At 45.6% G+C, this 12,317-nt stretch carries 11 protein-coding genes; 3 read left to right on the top strand and 8 right to left on the bottom strand.

Translation table 11 applies throughout. The features are described 5' to 3' along the window. The first annotated feature begins 510 nt into the window (after positions 1-510). Positions 511-1,191 (top strand): DNA mismatch repair endonuclease MutH, encoded by a 681-nt coding sequence (gene mutH / locus DBX26_RS02420; protein WP_118117743.1) that lies wholly within the window; start codon positions 511-513, stop codon positions 1,189-1,191. Between the two features lie 15 nt (positions 1,192-1,206). On the opposite strand, the gene DBX26_RS02415 is transcribed toward mutH, so the two are convergent. Next, a complete protein-coding gene (locus tag DBX26_RS02415; protein ID WP_014230854.1) occupies positions 1,207-1,518 on the bottom strand; it encodes a DUF6482 family protein in 312 nt (103 codons plus the stop codon). 151 nt (positions 1,519-1,669) lie between these two features. Between DBX26_RS02415 and DBX26_RS02410 the strand changes: the two genes are divergently transcribed. After that, positions 1,670-2,704 carry an NADP(H)-dependent aldo-keto reductase gene (locus DBX26_RS02410; protein ID WP_065296363.1) on the top strand — a complete coding sequence of 345 codons (1,035 nt, stop codon included), beginning with the start codon at positions 1,670-1,672 and terminating at the stop codon, positions 2,702-2,704. Between the two features lie 132 nt (positions 2,705-2,836). On the opposite strand, the gene DBX26_RS02405 is transcribed toward DBX26_RS02410, so the two are convergent. From DBX26_RS02405 to xerD, 7 genes are all read right to left on the bottom strand, one after another. Beyond that, positions 2,837-3,088: a DUF1127 domain-containing protein gene (locus DBX26_RS02405; RefSeq protein WP_118117741.1), complete on the bottom strand. Its 252-nt coding sequence runs from the start codon at positions 3,086-3,088 to the stop codon at positions 2,837-2,839. A gap of 523 nt (positions 3,089-3,611) precedes the next feature. Beyond that, on the bottom strand, positions 3,612-4,946 hold the full coding sequence (gene vpsR / locus DBX26_RS02400; RefSeq protein ID WP_014230851.1) for a cyclic-di-GMP-binding transcriptional regulator VpsR: 1,335 nt from the start codon (positions 4,944-4,946) through the stop codon (positions 3,612-3,614). Positions 4,947-5,192: 246 nt separating this feature from the next. Next, positions 5,193-6,710 (bottom strand): lysine--tRNA ligase, encoded by a 1,518-nt coding sequence (lysS, locus tag DBX26_RS02395; protein WP_014230850.1) that lies wholly within the window; start codon positions 6,708-6,710, stop codon positions 5,193-5,195. Positions 6,711-6,752: 42 nt separating this feature from the next. After that, positions 6,753-7,851, bottom strand: a protein-coding gene (gene prfB, locus DBX26_RS02390; protein WP_118117739.1) for a peptide chain release factor 2 whose coding sequence is annotated in 2 segments (ribosomal slippage) — positions 6,753-7,775 and positions 7,777-7,851 — 1,098 coding nt in all. Because the reading frame shifts where the segments join, the coding sequence is not laid out codon by codon here. A gap of 161 nt (positions 7,852-8,012) precedes the next feature. Continuing rightward, positions 8,013-9,752 carry a single-stranded-DNA-specific exonuclease RecJ gene (recJ, locus tag DBX26_RS02385; RefSeq protein WP_118117737.1) on the bottom strand — a complete coding sequence of 580 codons (1,740 nt, stop codon included), beginning with the start codon at positions 9,750-9,752 and terminating at the stop codon, positions 8,013-8,015. A gap of 44 nt (positions 9,753-9,796) precedes the next feature. Beyond that, positions 9,797-10,585, bottom strand: coding sequence for a bifunctional protein-disulfide isomerase/oxidoreductase DsbC (gene dsbC / locus DBX26_RS02380; RefSeq protein WP_020335915.1), 789 nt, complete (start codon positions 10,583-10,585; stop codon positions 9,797-9,799). 58 nt (positions 10,586-10,643) lie between these two features. Next, entirely contained in the window at positions 10,644-11,561 is a 918-nt protein-coding gene (xerD, locus tag DBX26_RS02375) for a site-specific tyrosine recombinase XerD (protein WP_014230846.1), read from the bottom strand. Positions 11,562-11,729: 168 nt separating this feature from the next. Between xerD and fldB the strand changes: the two genes are divergently transcribed. Then, entirely contained in the window at positions 11,730-12,248 is a 519-nt protein-coding gene (fldB, locus tag DBX26_RS02370; protein WP_014230845.1) for a flavodoxin FldB, read from the top strand. Positions 12,249-12,317 lie beyond the last annotated feature (69 nt).

The raw sequence follows: 12,317 nt of genomic DNA, 5'->3' as shown, positions 1-12,317 counted from the left end.
CATTGGATATCTTTTAGCCATAAAATACTTTATCAACACAAGAGTGAGACATTGCCCACATTTATTCACCTTTTCTGTGAATAACTTTGTGAAGAATTCGATAGCAAAAAGTATTTCTGTTCAAAACATTCGCAAACCACTTGGTTAATATTAATGACAACTAAAAATAAACACTTGATTAATTTCACTTTAAATCCAAACTCGATGATTAAATGATCAAAAACCAACTGATGATCTTTTCATCAAAAACAGATCGGTCAAAGATCCACCAACCTGCAATTTATCCACACTTATCCAGCGTAGCTTCACGACATCCTAATAAAATCAAGCCTAAAAACCGTTTAAAACCCCTGTTAATTCATCCAGCACCGGCTTAGATCCAATCACCACCCCACCTACCTGTGGATAAGTTATGAATTGATCATTCTTAATCCACCTCGATGAAATCTTAAACAGAGCTTTTTTTCGGAATTTGTTAGACTGTATGTTTTGAGATAACCCCCATTCATTATGAAACCAGAACCACAAACAGAATCAGAGCTTATGGAGCGTGCTCACGATATCGCCGGTCTCAGCTTTGAGGAACTTGCAGCAGAAGCCGATATGATCGTTCCTGAGAATTTAAAGAGGGACAAAGGCTGGGTGGGTCAGTTACTTGAATGGCATTTAGGCGCACCAGCGGGCAGTAAACCCCAACAAGACTTTTCCAAACTGGGGATCGAACTCAAAAGTATTCCAATTGGTTATTCAGGCAGACCGTTAGAAACCACGTTCGTCTGTGTCGCCCCCCTAACTGGCGTGCAAGGCCTGACATGGGAAACAAGCCACGTACGAAACAAGCTCTCTCGTGTACTTTGGGTGCCCGTTGAAGGAGAGCGAGAAATTCCTCTTGCTGAGCGTCGTGTCGGCAGCCCTCTGATTTGGTCGCCCGATGAAGAAGAAGAGCGCATTTTACGTTGCGACTGGGAAGAATTGATGGAAATGATCGTACTGGGCAAATTTGATCAAATATCCGCCAGACACGGAGAGGCACTGCATCTGAGACCAAAAGCCGCCAATGCCAAAGCCCAAACAGAAGCTTACAGCTCAAATGGCAAGCCGATAAAAACTCTGCCCCGAGGTTTCTACCTCAGAACACAATTTACCGAGCAGATTTTGTTGAAGCACTATATCAACGCCCAATCGGAGTAAGGCAGCTACCGACATTTAGTGCGTGATGAGTGACAATTCAATATCACAATATGAAGCGACCTCATCACTGCCGCATTCGTCGTACGCATTGTGCAACCTCAAATATGCTTTGTCGAACCCCAACCTGAGCAGCTCTTCTTTCACCAATTCTAACGATCCGAAATGAATAGGTTCTTCGCCATCTTTGATCGGTTCCAGTTGGTGTTTGTATTCCACTGCTAGCAAATAGTCAGAGACATCAGAGCAACCTATCACAAAGACCTTAGGCATTTTATAGCTGTCTTTGTGCTGACCATGTAACCACATGTCCAATTGATGCTTCTGCATGATTCACCTCCTTTACCACTTGCTCTAAGTGTAGTTACGGTATGAATAGCTTTCGAGTCATCGATATGGTTAAACGTAAATCATTTGCGAGAGCGCCTAAAAATCCCCTATATTGGAAGAACTTATTAAGTCGGTAACTCAAGGAAGTGAAATGCAATACACCAAACTACCGCACTCATCGCTCGAGATAAGTAAGATTTGTCTTGGGACCATGACGTTCGGTGAACAAAATACAGAAAAAGAAGCGTTTGAGCAGCTCGACTTCGCCCTGGATCATGGGGTGAACTTCATCGATACCGCTGAGATGTACCCTGTGCCACCACAAGCATCGACACAAGGACTGACCGAACAATACATTGGAAACTGGCTAGCAAAATCAGGCAAACGAGAAAAAGTCGTACTGGCAACAAAAGTCGCCGGACCGAGAAGCGTTCCCTATATTCGCGACAACATGAGCCTGAATCGTCGTAATATTCACGATGCCATTGATACAAGCCTGGAACGACTACAAACGGATTACGTTGATCTATACCAATTGCACTGGCCACAACGTCAAACTAACTGCTTCGGACAACTGAATTACCCTTACCCAGACAAACAAGAAGAAGTGACCTTAATCGAAACACTAGAAGCATTAACCGAGCTGGTCAACGCGGGTAAGGTTCGCTATATCGGCGTATCAAATGAAACACCTTGGGGCGTAATGTCGTTGCTACGCTTAGCAGAAAAGCACGACTTGCCACGTATCGTATCCATTCAAAACCCGTATAACTTACTCAACCGCAGCTTTGAAGTGGGCTTATCCGAAATTAGCCACTACGAAGGCGTCCAACTACTGGCCTATTCCCCTCTCGCATTTGGTTGTCTGAGCGGTAAATATCTCAACGGAGCGAAACCAGAAGGCGCCCGCTGTACTAAATGGGAGCGCTTTGCTCGTTACTTTACGCCTCAGGGCGTCAAAGCAACCGAAGCGTATGTGAATTTGGCGAGAGAGCACGGTTTAGATCCGGCTCAAATGGCATTAGCATTCGTGAATCAGCGTCCGTTTGTCGCTTCAAATATTATTGGTGCCACTAACCTAGATCAGCTAAAAGCCAACATTGATAGTATTGATCTCCAACTCAGTGAAGAGCTGCTAACTGAGATTCAAACCATAGGCACAACCTATTCCAACCCTTGTCCATAAATGCAAACAGGCTGACCACTAAGGTCAGCCTGTTTCGTTCTATTTGGATTAACTCTTTCAAAGTTATGTATTTATAGCGTGCCGAACTTACGTCTCATAGATAGCAACAGACAAAGCCCAACACGCTATAAATTATGTCGGTATTCGCGCAGTTAAAACACGACGAAGATGACGAACTCGACGCTCAACCATAACAATGTCAGGAACACTTACGCGTGTAGAGCGACCTTCTGGGTCCAGACCAATATCCTTCAATAAGTGCACATTAGTCCACGGAATATCATGAGCAGAGCGGCGAACTTTGCGTTGCCATTCCTTTTCTTCACGTCTTAAGTCTGCTTTCAAAAGTAGAGTGGCAAGTTTCAAGTAAATAGAGTGACGCATAATATTTTCTCCAAGTATCGATATAGGTCGACTGGGAAAAATAGTGCGCAGAGAAACAGATTGAACTGTGGTACTAAGCCGCCATTTTTCCGCAGCCTAGTAAAAAATAAGATAGGTTACGGGTTAATTTTTATCTCGTGAGCCAGTGGTAGTATTGATATCTGCCGATTTTAGAGGTGTCGGTGCGATAGAAATACAATCAGCGCAAGTCATGGTGTTATCAACGTAATGTTTCATCTTGCGCCTCCTAGCTAAAAATTAATCCGTTTATGAAGTGATATAACTCTTTGAGTTACGGTTAAATTGTAAGCTCTGGTGTTTATTTATCAAACAATTTTTGCCGTCTCGATAAAAAACAAACCAATAACCTGAAATCAAGTTGCATATGTTTTTTTGAATAACATATTCATCTAGGGAATATATAAATCATCGAATTTTATAAATCATAAATATAGAAAAACAAAAGCGACCATTGGCCGCTCTTGTTATTTCAATCTATTCCGAATCAATGAAGACATATGGCTTAGATAGTTTGGTCTGAAATTAAATTATGCTTGTTGAGAAGGCGGTACATGGTTGCACGCGAGACACCCAGCTCTTTAGCAGCATTCGACACTTGGCCTGAGTGCGACTCCAAAACTACAAGCAATGCATCACGTTCGCTCTTTTCGCGAATCGATTTCAGGCTTCGTTTGGAGTCATTGCGTTGAGGCAGATCTAAATGATGCTCGTCAATCACAACGCTGTCAGACATTAATACTGCACGTTTGACTTGATTCATTAGCTCGCGCACATTGCCAGGCCAGTAGTAACGCGTCAGAGCTTTTAGGGCATCTTCTGAGAAGCTTTTCGCCTGTGAGTTGTACTCTTTTGAAAACTCTTGCAAGTAGAAACGCGCCAATAACGCAATGTCGCTGGCACGCTCTTTAAGGCTAGGAACACTAATTCGCAACACGTTAATGTAGTGATAAAGCTCTTCGTTGAAGTCACCGTTAATCAGCGCTTTCTCTACATCAGATGAGTTCGCAGCAAGAATACGAACGTTAACACTTTTCACACCGTCAGCGGTTTCGACAGTGCCTTCTTGCAAAAACCTCAACAAGTTCATTTGTTGTTGCTTAGAGATGGTAAGCACGTCATTAAAAAGAACGGTACCACCATCAGCCTGTTCCAGTAAGCTTGGACCTATTGAACTGTTCGCTGCCATACCAAACACTTCCGCTTGGAATCTCTGCTCGTTCAAAGCTCGACAATTAATCGACATAAACGGTTTGTGAGAACGGGAAGAGACCTTATGAATCGCTCGGGCGACCGCTTCTTTTCCGGTACCGCTTTCTCCAGAAATAAGGATACTGACGTCTGTTGGACCGATACGCTTCACCTGATCTCTCAAACGTTTCATTGGGATTGATTCTCCCAACAGGCCCATATCAAGACTGTTACCAAAACTTGGCCACACTTTCTTTTCTAATTTCAGCATACCAAGCTGGTGACCGATGGTGCTTAATAGTTGCGCGTCAGGAATTGGAGCAGTGAAGAAGTCGATACAAAAGTTGACGATAAACTGGCAGATCGTATCAGCCCCCAGCTGCGACTCTCTGATAAATGCCAGCCAACGCACGTGCTTATGAGAACTCACCAAGTTAGCCAAACCGTTTAAGCTGAACTCATCATGGCTAAGGTCTACGATACCAATACAGGGACCAATATCTTCCAACAACGCATTAGCTTTACGTAAATCACCTACCTGGTGACACTTCCAGCCAACTTGCTCTAATACTGATAACCAAGGCTCATACGTGCCGCCGACGACGACAAGCGACCCCGGAATGGAATCCATCTTAAACTGCCCAGCCATTCTCTAACCCTTATTATTTATTGTTGATAAAATATTTGTGAAAAGCCCATCTGTGCGAACGGGTAACATTATCGAGACTCCGATCGCTCAAGTCTGTCTCAATATTAAGACTATGCAATAGATTGAGTTTTGGCGAATGTTTATTTGCATATCCTGTAAAGAATTTAATGCAATTGTCTGATTTTGTTTAAATTAAAGGCAAAAAAAAACCACCCTAAGGTGGTTTTTATTTTATTTCTCAATCAATTACGCTTGTGGGCGCATCGCTGGGAATAAAATCACGTCACGGATAGTGTGCGTGTTAGTAAATAGCATTGCCAGACGGTCAATACCGATACCTTGACCAGCTGTTGGCGGAAGGCCGTGCTCAAGTGCAGTGATGTAGTCTGCATCGTAGAACATTGCTTCGTCATCGCCCGCGTCTTTCGCGTCAACTTGTGCTTTAAAGCGTGCGTCTTGGTCTTCAGCATCGTTAAGCTCAGAGAAACCGTTCGCCACTTCACGACCACCGATAAAGAACTCGAAACGGTCAGTGAAGAATGGGTTGTCATCGCTACGACGTGCCAGTGGAGAAATATCCGCTGGGTAGCCAGTGATGAAAGTCGGTTGAATCAGTTGAGGCTCAGCCGTTTCACCAAAAATTTCTTCAAGAAGCTGACCACATGTCCAGAATGTTTCCACTTCAACGTGTACTGATTTCGCAATCGCAACCATCTTCTCACGGTCTTGTAGATCCGCTTCTGTTAGTGCTTGGATTTCTGCATGCTCAGGGTTGTAGTGTTTGATTGCTTCAAACATGCTCATGCGCGCGTAAGTACCGCCAAATTCAACAGTCTCTTCGCCGTAAGGCATTGATGTTGAACCCAGAACTTCCATCGCCACTGTGCTTAGCATCTCTTCAGTCAGATCCATCAGATCTTTGTAGTCAGCGTAAGCTTGGTAGAATTCCATCATTGTGAATTCTGGGTTGTGACGAGGAGAAAGACCTTCGTTACGGAAGTTACGGTTGATTTCGAATACACGATCAAAACCACCAACAACCAGACGCTTCAGGTACAGCTCAGGAGCAACACGTAGGAACATGTCGATGTCCAGAGCGTTGTGGTGAGTAATGAATGGACGCGCAGTCGCACCACCAGGGATCACGTGCATCATCGGCGTTTCCACTTCTAGGTAGCCTTTTGAGCTCATGAAGTTACGAATCGCAGACACTAGCTTAGAGCGAATGATGAACGCTTTACGTGAATCTTCGTTCACGATTAGATCTACGTAACGCTGACGGTAACGCATTTCCTGGTCAGTCAGACCGTGGAATTTTTCTGGTAGAGGACGCAGCGCTTTAGTTAGCAGTTCGTACTCTTCCATGTTTACGTATAGGTCGCCTTTACCAGACTTGTGCAGCGCACCTTTCACACCGATGATGTCACCGATGTCTAAACCTTGGTATTTAGCTTTAAGCTCTTTCTGTACGTCTTTTGCAGCGTACGCTTGAATACGGCCAGAAGTCTCTTGAATTACTAGGAAAGGACCACGTTTCGCCATGATACGGCCAGCGATTGCAACAACGTGGTTAAGCTCTTCTAGCTCTTCCTTAGTCTTCTCACCGAACTCTTTTTGAAGGTCGCCCGCTAGTGCGTCACGACGGAAGTCGTTTGGGTGGCCGTTTGCTTTGCAGCTCTTACGAATCTCGTCCAGTTTCGCGCGGCGTTCAGCAATCAGCTTGTTTTCTTCTTGTACGTTGTCGTTTTGAACAGCATCAGTCATTTTTCGATGTATCCTGTTTCGATTTGAGTGTCGGTGAAAAGCTTAAAGACCTGACTTCAGGCTAGCTTCAATAAATTTGTCTAGGTCGCCGTCAAGAACCGCCTGAGTGTTACGGTTTTCAACGCCTGTGCGTAAATCTTTGATACGCGAGTCATCCAGTACGTAAGAACGGATCTGGCTGCCCCAACCGATGTCAGATTTCGCATCTTCATTTGCTTGCTTCTCGGCATTCTGTTTTTGAAGTTCAAGTTCAAACAGTTTTGCACGAAGCTGCTTCATTGCTTGATCTTTGTTCTTATGCTGAGAACGGTCATTCTGACACTGAACCACAGTGTTGGTTGGAACGTGCGTAATACGTACCGCAGATTCTGTGGTGTTAACGTGCTGACCACCCGCACCAGACGCTCGGTAAACGTCGATACGTAGATCGGACGGGTTAATGTCGATATCAATGTTGTCATCAATCTCTGGGTAAACAAACGCAGAAGCAAATGATGTATGACGACGGCCGCCTGAATCAAATGGCGATTTACGAACCAAACGGTGAACGCCCGTTTCTGTGCGTAACCAACCGTAAGCGTACTCACCAGAGATACGAACCGTTGCTGACTTCAGACCCGCAACTTCACCTTCAGATACTTCGATCACTTCCGCTTTAAAGCCTTTTGCTTCAGCCCAACGTAAGTACATACGTAGCATCATGTTGGTCCAGTCTTGAGCTTCTGTACCGCCCGAGCCAGCTTGCAAGTCGATGTAACAATCAGAGCTGTCGTGATCGCCTGCGAACATACGACGGAACTCAAGCTGCTCTAGCTTCTCTTCTAGCTCAGCAAGTTCTGGTTCGATTTCGTCAAACGTTTCTTGATCTTCTTCTTCAACAGCCAGCTCCAGAAGACCTTCAACGTCTTCGACACCTTGCTCAAGTTGATCAATGGTTTCAACAACCGCTTCTAGCGATGCACGCTCTTTACCTAGTGCTTGCGCACGTTCAGGCTCGTTCCATACATCTGGTTGTTCTAGTTCTGCGTTTACTTCTTCTAGACGCTCTTTCTTAGCGTCATAGTCAAAGATACCCCCTCAGGACATTTGTGCGCTCAGACACGTCCTGTAGACGGTTTTTAATTGGATTGATTTCAAACATGTTTACTCAACATTTTAGAATAGAATTTAACCGAGGAATTCTACTGAAAAATGTGACGGAGATACAGGAAAATTTCGAATGGAAAGGCAGATTAAGTCAAGAAAAAGTACGGTCCCGCGCGTAAAGGAGACCGTACTCGATATCTGAGAAGAACTTAGTTCTTACTTAGCTTCAATGTGATCAATCATAAGTTGCAGAGATTGATTTCCACGGAATTCGTTCACATCCAATTTGTATGCTAAACGCACCGTTTTTACCGACGCATCCGGCCAGCGACGCAAATCGACATTGAACGCGATTCCATCAATCATCACGTTGGTTGGATGACCTTTATGCAGTGGCTCTAACATTAATTTCAGGTGTTTTTCTCCCACCAGCTTTTGATGTAATACCTTAAACTCACCATCAAAAACCGGTTCAGGGAACGCCTGTCCAAACGGGCCACCAGCGCGCAGAAGCTCAGCAACATGCATCGAAAATTCTTCCGGCTTAAGTTCGCCGTCAGAAAGGATCACGCCTTTTAACGCGGCGTCATCAAGCTCTTTCTTAACCACTTCATCGAATAAACGGCTAAAGCGCTCAAAGTCCTGCTCTTTAATGGTTAATCCAGCCGCCATCGCATGGCCACCGAACTTGATGATCAACCCCGGATTTTGTGTATCGATAAAATCGAGCGCATCACGCATGTGCAGACCAGGGATCGAACGGCAAGACCCTTTGATCGTCCCTTCACCACCGTCGGCAAAGGCAATCACTGGGCGATGGAATTTTTCTTTAATACGCGAGGCAAGAATACCAATCACACCCTGATGCCAGTCGCGCTGAAACAGAGCCAAGCCATAAGGTAACTCACTGTTTTCACCAAACTGCAGGCGCTCACAAAAGGCCATCGCCTCCTGCTTCATTCCTTCTTCGATCTCTTTACGGGTTTGGTTGAGTCCATCAAGTTCACTAGCCATTCGGCGTGCGGCATGGATGTTGTTACACATCAGCAGCTCGACCCCGAAAGACATGTCGTCCAAACGACCAGCCGCGTTAATCCGCGGGCCAAGAGCAAATCCAAAATCCGACGCAACCAGACGACGGGCGTCGCGTTTAGCCACTTCAATCAGCGCTTGAATTCCCGGACGAGCTTTACCAGCACGAATGCGTTGCAGACCTTGATGAACCAGAATGCGGTTGTTTTCATCCAGTGGCACAACATCCGCCACCGTGCCTAACGCAACAAGATCAATCAGTTCCATCAGTTTAGGCTCTTGCATCCCTTGCTCGGCAAACCAGTTCAGTTTGCGCATGTGAACGCACAGCGCCATCATCAGATAGAACGCAACCCCAACTCCTGCCAACGCTTTAGATGGGAACGCGCAGCTTTCCAAGTTTGGGTTGACCATAGCATCCACGTCAGGAAGAACTTGCCCTGGCAAGTGGTGGTCAGTGACGAGTACCGTGATGCCATTTTCTTTGGCATAGCGAACCCCTTCAATCGAAGAGACACCATTGTCCACGGTCATGATCATCTCAGCGCCAAGCTCCAGAGCTTGATCAACCACTTCCGGACTAAGGCCGTAACCGTCTTCAAAACGGTTTGGCACCAAGTAATCCACATTGGCACTACCCAGCATGCGTAACGCCATCACTGACAATGCGGAACTGGTCGCGCCATCGGCATCAAAGTCCCCTACGACGATAATGCGCTTTTGTTCTTTAATGGCCTGGAACAAAAGTGCAACCGCCTGATCAATACCGCCCAGTTTTTGATACGAGTGTAAACCACGCGCTGAGGTTTCCAGCTGAGCCATATCCGTGATGCCACGATTGATATAGATGCGCTTCAAAATCGGGGGGATGGAATCCGGCAGAAGGGAAAGATTCGGTTCCGGACGTCGTTGAATTTCTATCATGCTTGAAAAGAGCCAGCGGTGCGGCTGGCTCTGCTCCTAAAGGATTATTGTTGCTCTAAACGGTTTAGTAGATCAGCAGGAGGCAGATAGCCACCTACCATTTCACCGCCAGGTAGGAAGATTGCTGGCGTACCAGAAATACCAAGCTGTCGACCTACATTGTAATGTGCCTGAACCGTTTCTTTACACTGATTCAAGTCCTTCGCAGGGTTGTCAAAAGTACGATTTACTTTCGCATTGTGGATAGCGGCTTTCGGATCATCTGCACACCAAATTGTTGCCATTTGATCAGCAACTGGCCCCGTCGCGCCTTGGCGTGGGTAAGCCATGTAGCGGACGGTAATACCTAAATCATTGTAGCCCTGCATTTGGTTATGCAGACGCACGCAGTAACCACATGTAATGTCGGTAAATACGGTCACTGCATACTTTTCATTATCAGCCTTGAACTCAATCATGCTGTCAGAAAATTCTGCAATCTTCGCAGCATTGAGTGGTGCCTGACGCTCGGCCAGCACATCTTTATAACCACCATTTTCATCAATCGCATACAAGGTGCCAGCGATAAAGTGATTGCCATCATTAGACGCGAATAAAATGCCACCATTGGTTTGGATTTCTAACAAACCTGTGACGTCTGATGGTTTGATATCCACAATGGATAAGCCAAGTTTTGAAAACTTTGCTTTTAATGCTGCTTCATCAAAGTGTTGTTGCGCCATTGGGGCAACTTGTTGTGCTGGAGTTTCCGTTTTAGCCTGACTTTCTTCCGCCCCACAAGCGGTAACAAAAAATGGTAAAGTCAGCAGAGTTAGTCGGCGTAATACGCTCATTAAAATCACCTTAAAAATACGTTCTTTCGTCCAATGAGAAGGGATGAATAAACCATCACTATGCTCTTGGGTGGTGTTGACTGTGGATCTGCTTCAGTCGTTCAGTCGCCACGTGAGTATAAATTTGCGTGGTCGATAAGTCACTATGCCCTAGTAGCATCTGTACGACCCTGAGATCTGCGCCATAGTTCAGTAAATGTGTTGCAAAAGCGTGACGTAACACATGCGGCGATAATTGATCGGTATCGATTCCCGCTATCACAGCATAGTATTTAATACGATGCCAGAACGTCTGACGAGTCATTTGCCGTGCGCGTTTACTTGGGAACACCACATCCGAAGAGGTCTCTCCCAGCAGTGCTGGCCGACCTTGCTGAATAAAAGTTTCAATCCAGTCCACGGCGTTCTCACCCATCGGTACCAAGCGCTCTTTGCCGCCTTTACCCGTCACTCGGACCACGCCCTGACGCAAACTGACGTTTTCCATCGTCAGGCTTACCAGTTCAGTAACACGAAGCCCTGTCGCGTAAAGTAACTCTAACATCGCTTTGTCGCGCAATTCTACCGGGTCATTAGGATCAGGCGCATCCAGCAAAGCATCGACTTGCTCTTCGCTGATGTCTTTCGGTAAACGCTGTGGTAGCTTAGGGCTGACTAATAATGCACTAGGGTCATCGGCACGTACTTTTTCGCGATGAAGATACTGAAACAGACGGCGAATCGCCGATAACATTCGTGCACGGGAAGTCTGTTTGTAATCTAAATCGACCAAGTAGCTTTGATACTCTTGAAGGCCAGCTAAGCTTATAAAATCGAGACGGTAACGCTGTTGCTCCATCCAGGTAAGAAGTTTAATTAGATCATTTCGGTATGAAGCTAGCGTGTTCTCAGACAGTCCTCGCTCCATCCACATCGCGTCTAAGAATTGCTCCACAAAAGCAAAATCTTGTTGATTGACAGGCAGCTGTGCTGTCATTCGCGCTTCCTTTTTTGTTTTTGTAATTAACCTCTGAGGGTAAGACAGCCCCTGTTTGAATGCCATAAAAAAATAGCTTCGTGCGCTAATCTAACGATATTCGCTGCATTCGCAGGCAGTTTAAGGTTAAAATCCTCTATAACAGCAACATAAAACACGACGAATATAATGAAAATCGGACTCTTTTACGGCTCTACGACCTGCTATACCGAAATGGCAGCAGAGAAAATTCGTTCCATCATTGGAGAAGATCTTGTCGACATTCACAATGTGAAAGAGACACCGCTAGCTTTGATGGCTGACTACGATTTATTGCTCATTGGTATTTCTACCTGGGACTTTGGTGAAATCCAAGAGGACTGGAGCGCTATTTGGCAAGACATCGCAACGACGCCATTAAAAGGAAAAGTGGTCGCATTATTTGGTTTGGGCGATCAAGAAGGCTACGGTGAATGGTATCTGGATGCTATGGGCCTGCTCCATGACGAGCTGAAAGAAACTGGCGCACAATTTATTGGTTACTGGCCTAATGAAGGCTATGAATTCGAAGCCTCTAAAGCACTCACTGAAGATGGCAGCCAATTTGTAGGCCTGGCACTAGATGAAGATTCTCAGTACGACTTGAGTGACGAACGCATTGAGAAGTGGTGTGAACAAGTGCTGGTCGAATTCCACGATACGCTTTAATCGCTATTCGTTTCCACTCCAAAATAAAAAGCCCGATGAATCACTTCATCGGGCTTTTTGTTATTCGTC

Source organism: Vibrio sp. dhg (assembly GCF_003443775.1).
Classification (GTDB): Bacteria; Pseudomonadota; Gammaproteobacteria; order Enterobacterales; family Vibrionaceae; genus Vibrio; species Vibrio natriegens.
The sequence above is the reverse complement of the archived record's forward strand: the minus strand, read 5'-3'. Positions and strand labels throughout refer to the sequence as shown.

Coding starts and splice junctions, on each gene's coding strand:
- DBX26_RS02410 (WP_065296363.1), top strand. CDS start 1,670: ATGCAATACACCAAACTACCGCACTCATCGCTCGAGATAAGTAAGATT.
- vpsR (WP_014230851.1), bottom strand. CDS start 4,946: ATGGCTGGGCAGTTTAAGATGGATTCCATTCCGGGGTCGCTTGTCGTC.
- xerD (WP_014230846.1), bottom strand. CDS start 11,561: ATGACAGCACAGCTGCCTGTCAATCAACAAGATTTTGCTTTTGTGGAG.
- DBX26_RS02415 (WP_014230854.1), bottom strand. CDS start 1,518: ATGCAGAAGCATCAATTGGACATGTGGTTACATGGTCAGCACAAAGAC.
- dsbC (WP_020335915.1), bottom strand. CDS start 10,585: ATGAGCGTATTACGCCGACTAACTCTGCTGACTTTACCATTTTTTGTT.
- mutH (WP_118117743.1), top strand. CDS start 511: ATGAAACCAGAACCACAAACAGAATCAGAGCTTATGGAGCGTGCTCAC.
- DBX26_RS02405 (WP_118117741.1), bottom strand. CDS start 3,088: ATGCGTCACTCTATTTACTTGAAACTTGCCACTCTACTTTTGAAAGCA.
- fldB (WP_014230845.1), top strand. CDS start 11,730: ATGAAAATCGGACTCTTTTACGGCTCTACGACCTGCTATACCGAAATG.
- lysS (WP_014230850.1), bottom strand. CDS start 6,710: ATGACTGATGCTGTTCAAAACGACAACGTACAAGAAGAAAACAAGCTG.
- recJ (WP_118117737.1), bottom strand. CDS start 9,752: ATGATAGAAATTCAACGACGTCCGGAACCGAATCTTTCCCTTCTGCCG.